The organism is Streptomyces sp. SID5643, from assembly GCF_009872555.1.
Taxonomy (GTDB): Bacteria; Actinomycetota; Actinomycetes; order Streptomycetales; family Streptomycetaceae; genus Streptomyces; species Streptomyces iakyrus.
Genome location: NZ_WWIC01000099.1, coordinates 17,263 through 33,958, shown reverse-complemented (window position 1 = coordinate 33,958; position 16,696 = coordinate 17,263). Strand labels below are relative to the sequence as shown.

General features: G+C 70.7%; 17 protein-coding genes and 2 pseudogenes. 10 read left to right on the top strand and 9 right to left on the bottom strand.

All coding sequences use genetic code 11. The features are described from left to right. The first annotated feature begins 192 nt into the window (after positions 1–192). Both GTY56_RS12205 and GTY56_RS12200 read left to right on the top strand, forming a co-directional pair. A complete protein-coding gene (locus GTY56_RS12205) occupies positions 193–1,026 on the top strand; it encodes a DUF4436 family protein (RefSeq protein ID WP_237524702.1) in 834 nt (277 codons plus the stop codon). A gap of 148 nt (positions 1,027–1,174) precedes the next feature. Continuing rightward, positions 1,175–2,548 carry an amino acid permease gene (locus GTY56_RS12200; protein WP_524540096.1) on the top strand — a complete coding sequence of 458 codons (1,374 nt, stop codon included), beginning with the start codon at positions 1,175–1,177 and terminating at the stop codon, positions 2,546–2,548. A 28-nt stretch (positions 2,549–2,576) separates the two neighbouring features. Here the strand turns inward: GTY56_RS12200 and GTY56_RS12195 are convergent, their stop codons facing one another. After that, the gene (locus tag GTY56_RS12195; RefSeq protein WP_161365104.1) at positions 2,577–3,899 is read right to left on the bottom strand and encodes an aldehyde dehydrogenase family protein; all 1,323 of its coding nucleotides are present in this window, start codon (positions 3,897–3,899) and stop codon (positions 2,577–2,579) included. Positions 3,900–4,091: 192 nt separating this feature from the next. On the opposite strand from GTY56_RS12195, the gene GTY56_RS12190 reads away from it, so the two are divergent. Further along, entirely contained in the window at positions 4,092–4,337 is a 246-nt protein-coding gene (locus tag GTY56_RS12190; protein WP_161365101.1) for a DUF5302 domain-containing protein, read from the top strand. A 203-nt stretch (positions 4,338–4,540) separates the two neighbouring features. Here GTY56_RS12190 and GTY56_RS12185 read toward each other — a convergent pair whose 3' ends face one another. Continuing rightward, entirely contained in the window at positions 4,541–5,038 is a 498-nt protein-coding gene (locus GTY56_RS12185) for a peptidylprolyl isomerase (protein ID WP_062931164.1), read from the bottom strand. A 379-nt stretch (positions 5,039–5,417) separates the two neighbouring features. Between GTY56_RS12185 and GTY56_RS41570 the strand changes: the two are divergent. The 6 genes and pseudogenes from GTY56_RS41570 to GTY56_RS12160 all read left to right on the top strand — a co-directional run. Beyond that, positions 5,418–5,651: pseudogene (locus GTY56_RS41570) on the top strand (MFS transporter); the annotation flags it as partial. A 79-nt stretch (positions 5,652–5,730) separates the two neighbouring features. After that, a pseudogene (locus GTY56_RS41565) lies at positions 5,731–6,255 on the top strand (MFS transporter); the annotation flags it as partial. A gap of 85 nt (positions 6,256–6,340) precedes the next feature. Then, positions 6,341–6,661, top strand: coding sequence for a hypothetical protein (locus tag GTY56_RS40480; protein ID WP_237524676.1), 321 nt, complete (start codon positions 6,341–6,343; stop codon positions 6,659–6,661). Positions 6,662–6,746: 85 nt separating this feature from the next. After that, positions 6,747–7,370, top strand: a complete 624-nt coding sequence (locus GTY56_RS12170; RefSeq protein ID WP_161365097.1) for an NUDIX hydrolase — start codon at positions 6,747–6,749, stop codon at positions 7,368–7,370. A 350-nt stretch (positions 7,371–7,720) separates the two neighbouring features. Next, the gene (locus tag GTY56_RS12165) at positions 7,721–8,329 is read left to right on the top strand and encodes a pyridoxamine 5'-phosphate oxidase family protein (protein ID WP_237524674.1); all 609 of its coding nucleotides are present in this window, start codon (positions 7,721–7,723) and stop codon (positions 8,327–8,329) included. Between the two features lie 296 nt (positions 8,330–8,625). Continuing rightward, complete coding sequence (locus GTY56_RS12160) at positions 8,626–9,453, top strand: SCO4651 family lipoprotein (RefSeq protein ID WP_161365095.1); 828 nt, start codon at positions 8,626–8,628, stop codon at positions 9,451–9,453. 192 nt (positions 9,454–9,645) lie between these two features. Here GTY56_RS12160 and GTY56_RS12155 read toward each other — a convergent pair whose 3' ends face one another. The 6 genes from GTY56_RS12155 to GTY56_RS12130 all read right to left on the bottom strand — a co-directional run bounded on the left by GTY56_RS12155 (position 9,646) and on the right by GTY56_RS12130 (position 15,071). Beyond that, positions 9,646–10,068 carry a peptidase inhibitor family I36 protein gene (locus tag GTY56_RS12155; protein ID WP_161365093.1) on the bottom strand — a complete coding sequence of 141 codons (423 nt, stop codon included), beginning with the start codon at positions 10,066–10,068 and terminating at the stop codon, positions 9,646–9,648. Further along, positions 10,050–10,454 carry a peptidase inhibitor family I36 protein gene (locus tag GTY56_RS12150; RefSeq protein WP_161365091.1) on the bottom strand — a complete coding sequence of 135 codons (405 nt, stop codon included), beginning with the start codon at positions 10,452–10,454 and terminating at the stop codon, positions 10,050–10,052. The genes GTY56_RS12155 and GTY56_RS12150 overlap by 19 nt, the downstream gene beginning before the upstream one ends. Before the next feature lie 192 nt (positions 10,455–10,646). Continuing rightward, positions 10,647–12,137 (bottom strand): protein kinase domain-containing protein, encoded by a 1,491-nt coding sequence (locus GTY56_RS12145; RefSeq protein WP_161365089.1) that lies wholly within the window; start codon positions 12,135–12,137, stop codon positions 10,647–10,649. Then, on the bottom strand, positions 12,134–12,874 hold the full coding sequence (locus GTY56_RS12140; RefSeq protein ID WP_161365087.1) for an FHA domain-containing protein: 741 nt from the start codon (positions 12,872–12,874) through the stop codon (positions 12,134–12,136). Before GTY56_RS12140 ends, GTY56_RS12145 begins: the two co-directional genes overlap by 4 nt. Before the next feature lie 979 nt (positions 12,875–13,853). Beyond that, complete coding sequence (locus tag GTY56_RS12135; RefSeq protein ID WP_161365086.1) at positions 13,854–14,144, bottom strand: hypothetical protein; 291 nt, start codon at positions 14,142–14,144, stop codon at positions 13,854–13,856. 246 nt (positions 14,145–14,390) lie between these two features. Further along, positions 14,391–15,071: a methyltransferase domain-containing protein gene (locus tag GTY56_RS12130; protein ID WP_161365084.1), complete on the bottom strand. Its 681-nt coding sequence runs from the start codon at positions 15,069–15,071 to the stop codon at positions 14,391–14,393. Between the two features lie 325 nt (positions 15,072–15,396). Here GTY56_RS12130 and GTY56_RS12125 point away from each other — a divergent pair, with 325 nt between their 5' ends. Then, positions 15,397–16,278: an SCO6745 family protein gene (locus GTY56_RS12125; protein WP_237524672.1), complete on the top strand. Its 882-nt coding sequence runs from the start codon at positions 15,397–15,399 to the stop codon at positions 16,276–16,278. A gap of 127 nt (positions 16,279–16,405) precedes the next feature. Here GTY56_RS12125 and GTY56_RS12120 read toward each other — a convergent pair whose 3' ends face one another. Beyond that, positions 16,406–16,621, bottom strand: a complete 216-nt coding sequence (locus tag GTY56_RS12120) for a bacteriocin immunity protein (protein ID WP_524540095.1) — start codon at positions 16,619–16,621, stop codon at positions 16,406–16,408. Between the last annotated feature and the right edge of the window lie 75 nt (positions 16,622–16,696).

Sequence of the window (16,696 nt, the reverse complement as noted above, 5' to 3'; positions counted from 1 at the left end):
AAGCAGGCTGCCCGCGCTCCGGGCTCGCCATGACGTCCGCATGCACGCCCTCGCCCCACCCGTTACCGTGAATCACGTGCGTTGCGCCCCTGCGGCAACCCGACTGCCGGGCATCCGGACCCAGTGATGGGCCAGAGCCGTCCGACACCTGCCGACTCGCCCCGTCCACGACGACGCTCAGGACGGTCCATCCTGCCCGTGCTCGTCCCCATCGCGGCTCTGATCGTGGCGGCGGTAGCCGTCGGATCGTGGCTGCAGTTCACCGAGCGGCAGGCGGTGGACGTGGTGCACATCACCGGCTCCTCGGCAGCCGACCGGGTGGATGTGGAGGCCGTCGTCCAGAGCGTCGACGCCGCGAACAGAGAGCTGGTCCTGCGCGTCTGGGTGACCCCGCGCGGGGGCCTCGGAGAGGCGGGCGGGGCGGCCCCGGCGGCCGATCTCAGCCTCCAGACCTCGGGGTCGACCCTCAGCGACCTGAAGTTCGCGGCGCATGAGCGGCTCCCGACGAGTGACGTGCAGGTCGCACTCACCGGCGGATCGATCAGCGACTACCCGTTCGACACCTACGAGACCGACATCGCCTTCCGGGCGGAGATGGGCGGCGAGCAGGTGCCGGTACGGATGCTGTTCTCCAACCACGACACGCTCTTCTCGATCTCCGCGGAACCCGCGCCCGCCCGGCAGGAGGCCGTCGCGGCGCTGGGGCTGTCGAGATCGGGCAGCCTGCTCGTCTTCGCGGTCTTCATGATGGTGGTGATGTGGGCGCTGGCGGCATCCGTACTCATCGGGGCCTGGTACCTGACGACCAGCAGCGAGGGACTGGTGTGGCCAGGACTCGCCTGGATGGCCGCCACCCTGTTCGCCCTCGCCGCGTTCCGCAACACCGCCCCCGGAACACCCCCGATCGGCTGCGTGCTCGACTGGTTCGCCTTCCTGTGGGCCGAGTCCATCATCGCCCTGTGCCTGATCACCGTGGTCCTCACCGGCGCCGGCAAGGCCCTTCGCCACACAGCGCCGCCCACGTAGTGCTCTGCCCGGCCTGCTGCCGCTCACGTGCGGGCTCGCCTTCGATGCGGTGCTGCATCTTCTGGACGGAGACGTGTGCGCCAGGTGACCGGTGACCGGTGACCGGTGACCGAGCGTGCATCGCACGGGGCGGGGGACACGAGGCGGTATGGCGAGAAGAGTCGGGAACAGAGTGTCGTCGGAGCCGGTGGAGCAGGGCGGAGCACAGGAGGGAGCGGCGCTCAAGCGCGCCTTGACGACCCCGCTGCTGTACTTCTTCATCCTGGGCGACGTGCTCGGCGCCGGCGTGTACGTCCTGATCGGCCAGGTCGCGGCCGACGCCGGGGGAGCGGTCTGGGTGCCGCTGGTCGTCGCACTGCTGCTGGCACTGCTGACCGCTGCCTCCTACGCCGAGCTGGCGACGAAGTATCCCCGGGCGGGCGGGGCCTCCCACTACACGACCCGCGCTTTCGGACCGTTCGCGGGATTCATCGCGGGCTTCTGCATGCTGGCCGCCGGCGTCGTCTCCGTGGCCGCGCTCGCCCGCGGCTTCGGCGGCGACTACTTGTCAGCCTTCGTGACACTGCCCGTGGGGCTTGTGGCCGTGCTGTTCCTGGCCCTTCTCGCCCTGGTGAATGCGCGGGGTATCAAGGAGTCGACCCGCGCCAACGTCGTCGCCACCGTCATCGAAGTGGGCGGACTGGTCGTGATCGTCGTCCTCGGCGCGTGGCTGCTGCTCCGCGGTGACGGCGACGCCGGGCGGCTCATGCAGCTGGGCACGCCGGAGAAGGGGGCGGCGGCGGCCGTGCTGAGCGGCTCGGTCCTGGCGTACTACTCCTTCGTCGGGTTCGAGACGTCGGTGAACGTCGCCGAGGAGACCCGCGACCCCCGGCGCTCCTATCCGCGCGCCCTGTTCGGCGCCCTGGCCACCGCCGGGGCCGTGTACGTACTGGTGGGCATCGCCGCGTCCGCAGCGGTGCCGACCGCCCGGCTCGCCGGGTCGAGCGGGCCACTGCTGGAGGTCGTGGAGGAGGCGGGCGGCGTGCCGTCCCGCCTGTTCAGCGCGATCGCGCTGGTCGCCGTGGCCAACGGCGCGCTGCTCACCGGCATCATGTCCTCACGCCTGGCCTACGGCATGGCGAAAGACGGACTGCTGCCCGCCGCGCTGACCAGGGTGCTGCCGCGCCGTCGCACACCGTGGGTCTCGATCGCGGTCACCACGCTGCTGGCGATGCTGCTGGCGCTCACCGGCAGCGTCGCGACCCTGGCCTCCACTCTGGTTCTGCTGTTGCTGCTCGTCTTCCTCATGGTCAACACGGCGGTGCTGGCACTTCGCCGAGACCCGGGGGAGGCCGACCACTTCCGCACTCCCACCGCACTGCCCGTGCTCGGCATCGCGTCTTGTGTCGTGCTCGCCACGCAGATCGAGGCACAGGTGTGGCTGCGCGGACTCGCGGTCGTGGCCGTCGGTGCGGTGCTCGGCGCGCTCACCGTCGTGCAGCGAACCAGGAGAGCCGAGGGGGAAAACGGAGCGGCGAGCTGAGGCCGTTGCGGCCCCCCGACCGACATCGTCAGTGCAGTGGCTTGTCCAGGACCGCCTTGCGGTGGCTGAAGGTCTCTATGGAGTAGCGGCCGTGGTAGTTGCCCATGCCGCTCTCACCCACCCCGCCGAACGGCAGGTCGGAGACGGTGAGATGCGCGAGCGGCAGGCCGTGGCCCAGGCCCCCCGAGGAGGTCTCCGCGGCGAACCGGCGTCGCGTTCCGTCGGACTCGCTGAAGACGTACAGGGCGAGCGGCTTGTCCCGGTCGTTGATGAAGCCGATCGCCTCGTCAAGGCCGGGGACCGTGACGATCGGGAGGATGGGGCCGAAGATCTCCTCACGCATGACGGGCGCGTCGGGCGAGACGTCGGCCAGGACGGTGGGCGCGATGTACTTCGCCGCGCGGTCGCTCGTGCCGCCCACTACGGTGCGGCCGGAGCCGAGCAGGCCGGTGAGCCGGTCGAAGTGCCGTTCGTTGATGATCCGCCCGTACTCGCCGGAGGCTGCCGGGTCGCTGCCGTACAGCGCCTTCACGGCGTCCACGAGCAGCGGTTCCAGCGCCGCCGCGGTCTCCGGATCGGTCAGGACGTAGTCGGGGGCGACGCAGGTCTGTCCGGCGTTGAGGAACTTGCCGCGGGCCAGCCGGTCCGCGACGACCGCCAAATCGGTGTCGCGGTCGACGAACGCCGGGGACTTGCCGCCGAGTTCGAGGGTGACCGGCGTGAGGTGCTCGGCGGCGGCCCGCAGCACGATACGGCCGACCGTGCCGTTGCCGGTGTAGAAGATGTGGTCGAAACGCTCGGCCAGCAGGGCGGTGGTCTCGGGAACCCCGCCCTCCACGACGGCGACCGCGTCGCTGTCGAGGTACGACGGCAGCAGCCGGGCCAGGACGGCGGACGTGGCGGGGGCCAGCTCGCTCGGCTTGGCGACCACCGCATTGCCGGAGGCCAGAGCCCCGACCACGGGGGCGAGCAGAAGTTGGGCCGGGTAGTTCCAGGGCGCGATGACGAGGACGACGCCGAGGGGGTCGTACTGCGTCCAGACCGTTACGTCGCCACCGAGGTGAGCCGGGGCCGGGGCGGGTTCCGGGAGCAGCCAGTCGGCGAGGTGGTCGAGGGTGTGGTCGATCTCGCGGACGGTGAAGTCGATCTCGGTGCGGAAGGCCTCTGTGGCGCTCTTGCCCAGGTCGGTGTGGAGGGCGGCCGCCAGGTCCGTGCCGTTCTCGGTGAGCATGTCACGCAGTCGGCGCAACTGGGTCATGCGCCACTCGACCGGCTTGGTCCGGCCGGTACGGAAGGTGGCACGCAGGCGGGCGACGACGTCGGCGGGCTGCTCAGGGGCGGAGTGGTTCACGGGTACCTCACAGGCTCACAGTCAGATGTATATGCCAACCTTCTGTCCGCTCTCCTGCATTCCATCGTTTCCGGACCCCATCCGTGCCGTGTGTCACAGCGGCTTGGGCAGCAGACCGCCGTGGGAGACCGGCGCGTCAAGGGGTCGGCATGACAAGCTGTGGCTTCCAACGCCCGAGCCCAGGAGGTCACCATGGCCGCAGAGTCTCCATCACCCGAAGGTTCGGAGCCGGCTGACGCCGAGAGCCCTGCCCTGACGCCCGACGCCGACGGTCAATACGATCTGAAGCGCAAGTTCCGGGAAGCTCTGGCCCGTAAGCGCGGTATGCAGGCAGCGGATGCCGCCGACCTCGCTGCGCACACTCACGCGTCGAAGATCCGCGGTGCGCACGGCCCGGCTGCCGGCCAGCGGTCGTTCCGGCGCAAGAGCGGCGGCTGAGCCGGGAGCGGCCACTGAGTGGGCGCGGCAGGGCACGGCCCGGCCATGTGTGCCGATGAAGTGGGCTGTGCCCTGCCGGGTGGCACGGCACACCGCTGCCGGCCGTTCCCACCCTCCTCCCGGGCCCTCACATGGGCACGGGAGGCAGACGTGGCATTCGGCCCGGGTCAGTCACCCCGACACGGGCCCGCTGACGCGTCCGGTCAGAGAGCGCCGCAGTCGGCGATGGTGATGGTGGCCGAGGTACGGCCGGACCGCGAGCCGTAGCTCTCGATCTTCCGTACGAGCTCCATGCTGCTCTCGTCGGCGACCTCACCGAACACGACGTGCTTGCCGTCGAGCCACGACGTCACGATCGTGGTGATGAAGAACTGCGAGCCGTTCGTGTTCGGTCCGGCGTTGGCCATGGAGAGCTGGCCGGGCTTGGTGTGCTTCAGCGTGAAGTTCTCGTCGGCGAACTTCTCGCCGTAGATGCTCTTGCCGCCGGTGCCGTCACCACGGGTGAAGTCGCCGCCCTGGAGCATGAACTCCGGGATCACGCGGTGGAAGGACGAGCCCTTGTAGCCGAAGCCCTTCTCTCCGGTCGCCAGCGCGCGGAAGTTCTCCACGGTCTTGGGGGCGACGTCGTCGAACAGGTTCATGTTGATCCGGCCGGCGGGAACGTCGTCAATGGTGATGTCGAAGAAGACCTTGATAGTCATGCCCCCATCTTGACACCTGGAGCCCGCCGGGTCGGCCCGGGTACCCCGAGGCCGGCTCCGCGGGCCTACGGATCATCTGGTGACCTGGTGTTTCTGCGATCGTCAGCTTGATCGCCACCGGAAGTTCCGGCGGCGCTCGGCTACCGCCCCGCGACCGGCCCCTGCGTTCGCCCTCCACGCCCGGGACCTTCTCTCGGACCGCGCCTGGCCCGACATGGACCAAGGATCTGGTCCTCGGAGGTTCCGGTGACTCCGACGTCACCCGGCAGCGCGCGAGCAGCGAAGGCGTCGGTCAGGAGGGGCTGAACGGAAACACCTGGCCATGCGCGGTCCTACAACCCTTTGACGGGCGGGCCGCCCAGTGCCGACGATCAGGCGCATGCCTGCCGCCCTGGCGCCTCTGCGCCACCGCCCGTTCCGCCACCTCTTCATCGGTACGACGGCCAACCTGCTCGGCAGTGGGGTGGCGACGATCGCCCTGGCGTTCGCCGTGCTCGACGCCACTGGCTCGGTCGGCTCGCTCGGGTTGGTGGTCGGCGCCCACTCCCTCACGAGCATCATCTTCCTGCTGTTCGGCGGCGTGTTCGCGGACCGGCTGCCGCGCGGCCCGCTCCTGGTCGGCAGCAGCACGGTCAGCGCCGCGAGCCAGGCGGTGATCGCCGCCCTGGTCCTCACTCACAGATGCCCTCCCCGTGCTCGTGGTGCTCGCCGCGGTCAACGGGGCGGCGAGTTCCTGCTACCCGCCCGCCGCCCAGGCCCTGCTGCCCCAGACCGTGCCGGCCGAGTCCCGCCGCGCAGCGCTCGCGCTCTCCCGGATCGCGAGCAGCAGCGCGATGATCGTGGGTGCGTCGCTGGGCGGCGTGCTGGTCGCCGCAGTCGGCCCCGGCTGGGGGCTGGCCGTCGACGCTGCCGGCTTCGCGCTCGCTGCCGCGTCCTTCGCGCTGATCCGCGTACAGGCCGCGGCGCCCGCGCCCAGCCCCGGCCTGGTGCATGAACTGCGCGTCGGCTGGCAGGAGTTCACCTCCCGGAGCTGGGTGTGGGTGATCGTGGCGGCCTTCTGCGTTCTCAACGCCGGCGTCACCGCCTCGTTCGCCGTCCTTGGCCCGGCCGTCGCCGACACCACCGGGATCGGCCGCAGCGGCTGGGGCGTCGTCGTCGCCGCGGGCTCGCTCGGGGCGGTCGCCGGCGGCGTGCTGTCGCTGAGCTGGCGACCCCGGCGCGCGATCCTGGTCGGCTGCGCACTGATGGGCCTGGCGGCGATGCCCCCGCTGCTGCTCGCTCGCCCCGTACACCTGGGCGCTTGTGGCGGCCAACTTCGTGACCGGCGTGGGCGTCGAGCAGGCCGGCGTCGCCTGGTACTCGACCCTGAACGAGCAGATCCCCGAGGACCGCCCGGCGCGCGTCTACGCCTACGACGACCTCGGCTCCTTCCTCGCTCTGCCGCTCGCCCAGTTCACCGCCGGACCCGCCGTCCTCTTCTTCGGCCTGCACGCCACCCTCTACGCGTCTGCCGCGCTCATCCTCCTCGCCACCCTCGCCATGGTCGCCACCCCCTCCGTCCGCGCGCTGGTGGCGAAGACGCCAGAACCGCTGCCCGTCTCCGAGGATCCGGTTCCCTGCTGAGCCCGATCCGACGCGTGCGAATGGACCGGCATGCCGGAATAGGATCACTACACGTGGCACATACTCCTCCGGACAGGATGCGCGGATGCCCTCAACTGCCCGCCCTCTCACCGAGCATGATGATCAGCCGCGGGCCCGCCTTGTGGAGCTGGTCGGCGCCGTCGAACCCTGGGACGACCTGGAGCGCGCCCATCTGAAGACCGCGACGCAGTGGATCGCCGGCGGAGCCCCGCTCTACCGGGCGCGCAAGCCGGATGTACCCGCGATGCACTTGGTGAGCTACTTCGTCGTCCTCGACGACACCAGCGGTCGGCTGCTGCTCGTCGCGCACCGCAAGGCCGGCCTGTGGCTGCCGGCCGGCGGGCATGTCGAGCCGGAGGAAGACCCGTGGAGCACGGTGGTACGCGAATGCCGTGAGGAGCTGGGTATCCGGGCCACGGCCTCGCAGATCACCGGCGAGCTCCCCTTCTTCCTCACCGTCACCGAGACGCGGGGGCAGGGCCTACACACCGACGTCTCCCTCTGGTACCTCCTCGACGCCGATGCAGAGTCCATCACGTCCTACGACCAGGGCGAGTTCGACGCGATCCGGTGGCTGACCGCCGAGCAGGTGCTCGACGAACCGGACGAGCTGCTCGATCCCCACATGCACCGCTTCACCCGCAAGCTGCAGCACGCCCGGGCAGCAGGGCAACGCCGGGAGCGATGAGTGCGGTCGGACAGTTCGGGAGCCGGCGGTCCTTCACGAACGCGGAGACCGTTGCGATGGGGCCGGTCCGGCCCGGATTCGTCCCCGGCGCCGTGGCCCGGTCCGCGCCCCCTGGCCGGCCTGCTCTACCCTCATGGGCATGGCCGGTGCGATTTTCGGCCTGAGCGGCGATGCAATCAGGTCACGTGAGTCTTGTGAACACCGGGCCATGGCCTGGACAGAGGCGCTCGCATTCCCTGGGCCCCGTGGACCGCTGCACTCGACTGAATGCCTGTCAGGGAGGACCGTTGCACCACGACGAGCGAGCAGAGCGACCCGGAAGCCACGGCGAGCACCAGATCCAGCGTGAGATGGGCACAGTCGACCGCGCGGATCGGTTCTACGGCGAACAGGTGCTCGACCGGCTCAACTCGCGGATGACGGAGTTCGTAGCCCGTCAAGAGATGTTCTTCCTGGCCACGGCGGACCGGAACGGGGAGTGCGACAGCACGTTCCGGGCCGGACCGCCCGGTTTCCTCCAGGTGCTCGATGCCGCGACCCTGGCCTACCCGGAGTACCGGGGGAACGGGGTCATGGCCTCGCTCGGCAACATCCGGGAGAACCCCCACGTCGGCATCCTGATGATCGACTTCTCCCAGGACCGTATCGGTCTGCACGTCAACGGCCGCGCCCAGTTGATCACCGACGAGGCCATGCGCCGCGAGTACCCCGGCCTCCCCGTCGACCCGGTCCCGGGCCGCCGCCCTCAGATGTGGGTGGAGGTCGAGGTCGAGGAGGCCTACATCCACTGCTCGAAGCACATACCGAGGCTGGTGAAGGCACCGCTGCGGCAGAGCGCCGACGGGGCGCACGGCGCGGCCGGTGACGACGGGCAGGCGTGGGGCACCGACGACGTCAGACGCAAGGGCGGCGACTACTTCGGAGCGGCGGCCCGACGACGCGGGCTGGCTCAGCGCTGAGAAGGAACACGGCGGGAACACGGAGGCGGTGCCTCTCACCGGGCGGTGCCTGTGTGCCTGTGGCCAAGGAAGCGCGTTGGCGATCTCCCGGTTCCACGGCATGGGCGAAGTCGGCATGGGCGAGCCGCGAAAAGGGCGACGGGGGGAGCCGAGTCCGGCCTCCTGGTCGCGGCGGCGGCTGATGGCGATATCTTCATGGGGCTCTGGCCGCGATGGCGTGAGCCGAGCCCGAGCCGCCGCAGCCGGCCAGGTGAGGTTCTGCGCCGCCGAGGCGCCCAGGAACCTCGGAGAATCACATGCGCCGTCCTCTCGTACTCGCCGCTGCCGCCACGCTGCTGTGTGCCGGCTGTTCCACGGCTGATGCCGGTAACCGCGACAAGCCCGCGGCCGCGTCGTCGTCACCGTCGTCCGGTTCGTCGTCCGCCTCCGCCTCCGCCTCCGGCTCCGCGGTCCGAGCGGCCGTCGCGGCTCTCCGTGAGGACACGGCCGGCTTCCGCCAGAAGATCGAACTGGAGGGCGATGGCCGGGTGTACGGCCTCACCATCACCGGTGACTTCGACTTCGCCGCGGACAACGGACACCTGGCGGTCGACCTCCCCGGCGGCGCCATCGACCACAGTGACCAGATCTTCGCGGACGGCAAGATCTACATCAGCGGTGTCCAGGGAATCGGGGAGGGCACCTGGGGGGTCGTGCCCCGGGACGAGGCGCAGGCCCACTACCTGCTGCGGGCCCCGCTCAACGACCCCGAGCACGTGCTGCGGCAGATCGCCGCGATGCGCAAGATCTCCCGGGAGGGGACTGAGAACGTCCAGGGGGTGCGCGCCGTGCGCTACCGCGGCATCCTCGACCACCGGACCGCCACCCTGCGCATGGCCACGGCTGTGCGCACGAGAATGGACCAGGCCCGCGACGCCCTGGGAAGCGATGTGCCGGTCTTCGCGGACGCGTGGGTCGACGGCCGGGGGCGGCTGGTGCAGATCCGTATGAATGTGAACATGTCGGGTGCGCGGGTCACGCTGACCATGGCCCTGTCGGACATCGGCAAGCCGGTGCGTGTACGGGTCCCGCCGGCCTCGGACACGGTTCCCGTCACCGAGGTCGGCGGCATCCTGAACGGCTGAGCCGGCAGGGTGCGCGTCCCCCCGATTCACCTTCTGCGCCTTCCGTCGACGGAAGGCGCCGACCGGTACTCCTGGCGCCCGTGCCCTCCACCGCCCTGCCCCACGACCCAGGACGAGGGGCCATGCGCGCTCCCGGCGTGCACAAGGCGGGCCGCGTCCCTTCTCGGGACGCGGCCCGCCACAGACGTGGGTTCAGCAGCTGTCCACCCAGCGGTGCGAGCGGAACCGGTCCACGACGTTCACCGTTGCGCCGGGCGCGACGCACACCGGTGGGCCGGTGAAGTCCCGCTGCCGGTGGACGGCCACCGCAGTGGAGCCCTGGTTCCGGATGGACCGCACGGGCTCGGTACCGATCCACGAACAGCGCACCGGGCCGTCGTACCAGTCGCGGTCGTCCTCGGACGACCGGCAGCGGTCACCGCTGCCGAAGGACCCGGTGTAGAAGCAGACGGACCCCGTAGGGCAGCCCTGATCCCGGGCTTCGGCCGCCTGCGTGTTCCCGGGCGTCGCGACGACGGCCAGGGCGGCGACGGCGACACCGCTCAGTGCCGTACGGACCCGCGCGCTGCGTCCTCCAGCGTTCCCGCGCACCACGGTCAGCAGCTCGACACCCACTTGTGGGAACGCAGCTTGTAGGTCCCCGCGAGGTTGCCCTTCTTCCCCTTGGTCGTGCAGCCCTTGCGGGTCTCGTAGTTGGCGCCGCTGTAGTAGACGACGGCCATTCCGCTGGTGCCGTTGTTGTAGACGGACCTCACGTTCTTGTCCGCGGACCACGAGCACCTGATGGCGCCGTTGCGCCAGTCGGCGTCGTTCGCGTCCCAGTTGCACCGGTCGCCGGTGCCGTCGTCGCCCGAGTAGAAGCAGATGTCCCCCGACGGGCAGCTGTAGGCGCGGGCTTGGGCCTGCGCCGGTGCGGAGGTGACGCCCAGGCTCAGGCCCGCGAGAAGTGTCACCCCGGTGACGAGACCGGCCTTGGTGCGCAGTGCTCGAACTCGCTTCATGATCGTCCTCCTGGTCGATGTCGCTGGAGGGGTCCGATGCCGTCCCCCGACGAAGCGCGCCGTCCACTGCGACGGCGTCGGCATCACCCTGAACGGCATGAGCGGGGGGCGGTACCTCGAACGTTTCAGGGTTCCTCTGAGCGGGGGACCGGCGACACTTCCCGTGTCACGGTGCCGGCGACGGGAGCGGGTTCATTCGAACATCGACAGGAACCTTCCCCGCAGTGACGTCTCCCCGGACGAACAGTGGTCGACCAGCCGGTGGGAGCGCGGCGAGTAGGTCCCGGCCAGGTTGTCCATGGAGTTGATTCTGTCGCAGCCCGTGCGTTGGGCCTCGCGCGCGCGGTCGTAGCCGGCGGGCTTGAAGTCCGTGCCGCGGTAGTAGGCGACGTCGCGGTTCTTCCTGTCCTCCGCGAGGTTGTTGAAGATCGAGCGGACGGGTCCGTCAGCCGCCCAGGCACACGTTTCCTCGCCCGCCTGCCAGTTCGCGTCGTTTCCTTGCCAACTGCACATGTCACCCTTGCCGTTGTGCTCGCTGAAGAAGCAGACGCTGTCCCGCGGGCAGCGGTGGTATCCCACGGAGACCTTGCCGTCCCCGCCCACCGGGGCCCGCGACGCGGCGGGCAGGGCCTCGTACACCGGGGTCCCGTCGTCGTGGTGCACGTACACGTACGCTCCGCCCACCAACCCCGTCGGCAGTACCAGCGCCGTCGCCAGCAGCGCCGTCACCACCGGGCGCCGGTGCCAGAAGCGGGTGCGCAGACGGGGCAGGCGGCCCGAGCGGGGGGCCTGTGCCGCTCGCTCCACGTGTCGGAGCAGCGCCTCGGCCGTGATGCGCTCCGCGTGGGTGGGGGCGAGGCAGCCCACGATGATCTCGCGCCAGAGCTCCGGCAGTTCGGGGGACAGACGCAGTTCCTCGGCCCCGCGCGCGTAGCGCGTGGCCGCATCCGCGCGAGCCTCGGTACTGCCGCCCGGGAGCGGGAAGGTGCCGGTCAGCAGGAGATGCGCCAGGACGCCGAAGGCCCATATGTCGGCGGACGGACGGATCCGGGTGCCCCGTTCGTCCACCTCCGGCCACAGCAGCTCCGGCGGGGTGTAGTCGGGCGTGGCGAAAGCGGGCGTGTAGGCGTGCGTCCCCTCCAGTTCCGCCGCCAAGTTGAAATCGGCCAGGCGTACCGATCCGTCCCCCATCAGCAGCACATTGGCCGGTTTCAGGTCGCCGTGCACCCAGCCCGCGTGGTGCAACTGGCGCAGCCCCGCACAGATCTGGGCCAGCATGGCAGGCCCCGACTCGGGTTTCGGGTCGTGCTCCAGTACGGCGTCCAGGGAGCCCTCGGCCCGCTCCAGGACGATCACGGTGGCCCCGTCCAGTTCCGGGTGGTCCGGATCGTCGACGGTGAGCGTGTCGTACATGCGGATGAGGCGGGGGGCCCGCAGGCGCCCCAGCACCTCCACTTCCCGTTCGGCCAGTTCGCGCAGGTGCCGCAGTTGGCGCGGGGTGCGGGTGCCGGTCGCAAGGAACTTCAGGGCGACCCGGTGGGGCAGGGCCGGATCCGCCCCGCCGACCGGTCTGCCCGCGTACACCGTCGCGAAGGCCCCCGACGCGAGAGGCTCGCGGACCTCCCAGTCGCCCACGCGGTAGCCGTGCGGCACGGGAACCGCGTGCGGCCGACGTCCGGTCATCCGGCCACCTCGCTCGGCGCCACGGCCAGCACGACCAGGTCGTCCTCCCGGACCAGGTCGAAGCGCAGCGCGAGGGAGACCAGTGACTCCTTCTTGCCGTGGACGCGCAGTCCGGACTCGGCCGCGTCCGGGCCGGGGCGCAGGCGCAGCTTGACGGCGAGGTAGTCGATGTTCCAGTAGACCGCGGACCGGGTGACCGTCGGCCAGACCGGCCGCAGCCGGTCCACGAGCTGCTCGACCGCCGGCAACGGCGCGTGCGGCGCGCCGCGCAGACGGGGTTCGCACAACGCGGTCAGGACCGCGAAGTACCGCTTGCTTCGGTCGAGGGCGAAGGCCGGGGCCGTGGCCGCTCCGCAGAGCCCCGCACGCGCGACGCTGCGGTAGGTGTGGCGCGGCGCCCAGACGTCGAAGGCGAGCAGATCGCCGGCCGCGGGCAGGACCACGCGCGAGAACTCGAACGGCACGGGGGCGTCCACCCTGCCCGCGGCGACCTTGATGTGCTCTCCGGCGCCCTCCGGGTTCTCGACCACGTAGGTCTGGTTCTCGCTGAGGTTGCTCAACAGCCAGAAGTTCAGGTGCGCAGTGATCTCTCCGGCGACCCGGGGGACGCCGGCGTGGCCGATGCTCAGACCACTGCCGGTGCTCGCCCTGCCGAAGGCGAGCCGTTCACCTGTGGCGATCCTGATGTGGTCGCCCGGCCCGGCGCACGCCGGCGGTACGACGATGACGCTGTACATGGACTCGTCCCCTCGCCCGATTCCATGAGGGCCGCCTCCCCCCCAGTCGACAAGGGGCAGCGTAGGGGACGCCGATGACCGGCCGCGAAGCTTTGCCGGCGGCGTGGCGTGTTCCCGAGGGGTTGAGGTGAGTCTGCCCGAACCCCCGGCGCGACGCCGTCCGCCCGTCCGGCCGTCATGGACCGGTGGCAGGCGGACATCTGGTCACCTGGTACGTCACCTTCGAGCGGCCGAGTGTCCGTCGGCCGTCGTGCTTCGACTCCGGGGCTCCGACGGAAGCGCACGTGGGTTGCCCGGCCCGCACGGTGAAGCTCTGGACTTGCTCAAGAGGTGCTTCAGGCCAGGACAACGCCGGGCATACTGCGGGCAATCCGGGCGCAGTCCGGCGGAGGGGGCGTCATGTTGATCGCATTCGTATGGGTGAGCGTGTTCGTGTTTGCGTTCGTAGCGGTGATCACCTGGATGGTGCGCCGGGCGTGGCGTCGCGCCTGGGACGATCTGAGCACGCGGGCAGCCGCGTCCGGCCTGAGTGCCGGACCGGGCCACGGATCATGGCCGGCCGGCACCGGCACGTACAACCCAAGGACGGCGCATACCGCCGACGGCCCCGCCGACCACGCCTCCTGGTGGGAGGCAGGCACGAGCGAGCATCCTTCGAGTGACTGCTCCAGCGGCGGTTCCTCGTCTTGCGGCAGCTCGTCATCCTGTGGGAGCAGCTCGTCTTCGTGCGGGAGCAGTTCGTCTTCGTGCAGCAGCTCCTGCTGACCGGAGGGACCAACTGCAACCGCCTGAACAGCGACTCGACACCTGCGTCGGCAGCCGAGGGGCCGTCGGCGGCGCAGCCGTCAGCGGTCGGTCATATGTGCATGGGCGGAGCCGGCAGCTTCGGACAGGGGCGAGGCCCGCAGCACGCCGTGCAGGGTGGTGGCTGTATCGCTCTGCCCCTCACGCGGGCGCTGCTCGCCCTCGGCGGCGAGGCTCACCGATCGCCCCCGAAGTGGTCGCGGATCTCATCGCTGCAGTCGTCCGCGCCGACCTTGCTCCGCGAGAAGGCCAGGATGCCGTCGTCCGTGCCTTGCTGCTTGGCCTTGGCCAACTGCGTCTCGATGTCCGCGATGTACTCGGCGCATTCGGCGCTGACGGGCTCCTCGGGGCGCGGGTCCGGCGCCGAGGCGGCGTCCAGCCCGGCGGTGGCGGCGATCCCCGCCCCGCACAACAGCACCCACCCGGCGACCCACGTGCGGCGGCTGAACCGTATCGGCTTGGGCATCCAGGCATCCTACGAGCGCTACGGGATCGCCCGCGATGCTCCGGCACCACGAGCCGCGAGTCGTTGAACCGAAGCTCCGGCCTGACGGCGCATCCGGGGCCGCATGAGGCGGAGCGAGAAAGGTGCGGACAGCCACGGCGTCACCGCAGCAGCGGCCATGGGCCGTCGCCGTATCGTGTGCGCACCCGGCCCGTCACCCAGCCGGCCTCCTCGCCGCAAGCGGAGCACCACCGACCGCGGGGCCTCTCAGCGCAGTCGGCGTACCCGCAGCACCAGGTCGTCGGTGTGGTGCGCGCCGGCACCCCCCTCGGGTGCCACGCGCGGCCGTTGCTCGTTCGCCTCCACCCGCCAGTCGTCGTCGAGAAGATCCGCGACCATCGAGGGCCAGACGTAGTCGGCCGGGTCGAAGCCGCTCTCGTGCGCGTGTTGGGTGTCCATCCCCGCGTGATGCACGAGCAGCAGCACGCCGCCGGGGGCCACGGCTGCGAGAAGCGCGCGCTCCGCTGCGGCGCCTGGGGTGCGCAGCAAGGCCGGGTACTGCGCGGACACCAGGTCGAAGGAGGCCGCTGGGAGCACGGCCTCGGTGAGCGCCGCATGTACCCACTGAACTTCGACGCCGGCATTCCGCGCGTGCCTGGCTGCCCGCTCCAGCGCCACGCCCGAGACATCGAGCGCGGTCACGTCCCAGCCACCGCGCGCGAGCCAGATGGCGTCCGCGCCTTCCCCGCATCCGACGTCGAGCACGCGCCCGGGTGTGAGCCCGGCGACCTCGGCCACGAGGGCGCCGTTGGGCCGACCGCTCCACAGCTGGTGCCGGTCGGCGTAACGGTTGTCCCACTCCGCCCGCACCGCCTGGTCGCCGGCGTAGCCGTCGGCGGGCGATGGGCTGTCAGGCGCGGGCGATCCTGCTGCGATGTCATCGGTCACGGGTCCACGGTCGCCCACCGAGTCGCGGTGCTGCCACTCCCGTTGCCGATCCGGCAAACGGCGTCACGATCCGGGCCCAGCTGCACATGCAGATGACGCGGTCCCGGGTGGACCTCACGCATGTGGGCGGGCAGGGGGCCCACCCCGTTCTGCATGGCGATGAAAGGCCCTTCGGCCCGCACTCCCGGCCACGGGATCGTGGCCGACCGCCCTGAATGCGCTGCGGTGGTCCACGGACCCGAGGGTTGTTATGACCGCTGTCATGACGGATGCTGCCTCTCGGTGTTCGCCGCAGCCGAGCAGGACGACCCGGGAGGGCCTGAAGATGATGAGCGAAAGCGTCGCACGGGCGATGTGGGAGAGGTTCGAACCGGTCCATCAACTGGTCTACTTCACCCCCGAGGTGCGCGAGGCCGCGGAGGGTCTCGGATTGCACGGCTACTGGATGAGCTATTTCGCGCTGCGTGCGGCGCCTCTCGGCACGGTTCCCGCCTCCGTCGTCACCAGCTGCTTCTACGTCTTCCACCCCGACCGGGCGGCGAGCGCACTGCCGGACGCCTGGGCTCTCGCCTCTCCGCAGCAGGTGATCGAGGCGCGTGAGCGGGCCGTGGGCGCCGCGATGACGAGCCTTCTCGGTCCGGACGTCGTCGCCTCCGCCGAGCTGGCCGAGGCCGCCGACCTCGCCTGGGAGGCCGCCCGCGCCGCGGACACGGCGGGACGGGTACTCGGCGCGGCCAACCAGGCCCTGCCCCGCCCGGCCCGGCCGCACGTCAGGCTCTGGCAGGCTGTGACCACCTTGCGCGAACACCGTGGCGACGGCCATGTCGCCGTCCTGGTGGGCCGTCGTCTGAGGCCGGCCGAGGCGCTGGTGCTCAAGAGCGCGACAGGGGAAACCGATGCCGAGTTCCAGCGACGCATCCGAAAGTGGGATGCCGTGGAATGGCGTGTGGCGCAGGCGAACTTGCGCGAGCGCGGCTGGATCGACAAGGAGGGGCGCCTCACCGGAACCGGGGCGGCCGCACACGAGCGGATGGAAGCAGACACGGACGCGGCGGCCCTCGCGCCGTGGCAGGCGCTGGGCGCCGACGCCACCACCCGCCTCGCCCACCTGCTCGAACCGCTCGCACGCCGCGTCCTGGACTCCGGAATCATCCCCACTGGTAACCCGGTCGGACTCACGGACGGCACGTGGAACACCACCGGTTGACCTCCGGTCGTCACCGCCGGACAGCGAGCGGGCTTCTCCCAGTTCCAGACGGTGGCGCAGAAGTTCCGCGTTCCGGGCGGGGTGGTTCGGCCGCGCGGCGCGTGAATCCGAACACTGAGCCGCTGCCTCACAAAGGGATCGGCCGGTAGGCCAGAGCCTGTTCGACCACCTCATCAGCCGAAAGCTCACGCTCCGGCGGCCAGAAAATCAAGCCGCTGACATGACCGGACGGGCATTTCAGAGCTCTGTCCAGCCGGTCCAGCCAATCGGCTGCCTCGTTGTCTGAGGCGTAGTCCGCATCCATGATCCGCTGCGCGAGTGCGGCCGCCTCCGCGCCGCTCATGTCCACAGGTCTCATCACGTCCCTCCACCAAGGCACTCTACGGAGCGCGTGGCGAGGCAGGGGCACCAGTGCTGT

Bases quoted from the DNA above. Each gene is read 5' to 3' on its own strand.
- GTY56_RS12160 (WP_161365095.1), top strand. From the start codon at position 8,626: ATGCGCCGTCCTCTCGTACTCGCCGCTGCCGCCACGCTGCTGTGTGCC.
- GTY56_RS12135 (WP_161365086.1), bottom strand. From the start codon at position 14,144: ATGCCCAAGCCGATACGGTTCAGCCGCCGCACGTGGGTCGCCGGGTGG.
- GTY56_RS12165 (WP_237524674.1), top strand. From the start codon at position 7,721: ATGGGCACAGTCGACCGCGCGGATCGGTTCTACGGCGAACAGGTGCTC.
- GTY56_RS12120 (WP_524540095.1), bottom strand. From the start codon at position 16,621: ATGAGCGGCGCGGAGGCGGCCGCACTCGCGCAGCGGATCATGGATGCG.
- GTY56_RS12170 (WP_161365097.1), top strand. From the start codon at position 6,747: ATGCCCTCAACTGCCCGCCCTCTCACCGAGCATGATGATCAGCCGCGG.
- GTY56_RS12125 (WP_237524672.1), top strand. From the start codon at position 15,397: ATGATGAGCGAAAGCGTCGCACGGGCGATGTGGGAGAGGTTCGAACCG.
- GTY56_RS12145 (WP_161365089.1), bottom strand. From the start codon at position 12,137: ATGACCGGACGTCGGCCGCACGCGGTTCCCGTGCCGCACGGCTACCGC.
- GTY56_RS12200 (WP_524540096.1), top strand. From the start codon at position 1,175: ATGGCGAGAAGAGTCGGGAACAGAGTGTCGTCGGAGCCGGTGGAGCAG.
- GTY56_RS12150 (WP_161365091.1), bottom strand. From the start codon at position 10,454: ATGAAGCGAGTTCGAGCACTGCGCACCAAGGCCGGTCTCGTCACCGGG.
- GTY56_RS12140 (WP_161365087.1), bottom strand. From the start codon at position 12,874: ATGTACAGCGTCATCGTCGTACCGCCGGCGTGCGCCGGGCCGGGCGAC.
- GTY56_RS12190 (WP_161365101.1), top strand. From the start codon at position 4,092: ATGGCCGCAGAGTCTCCATCACCCGAAGGTTCGGAGCCGGCTGACGCC.
- GTY56_RS12185 (WP_062931164.1), bottom strand. From the start codon at position 5,038: ATGACTATCAAGGTCTTCTTCGACATCACCATTGACGACGTTCCCGCC.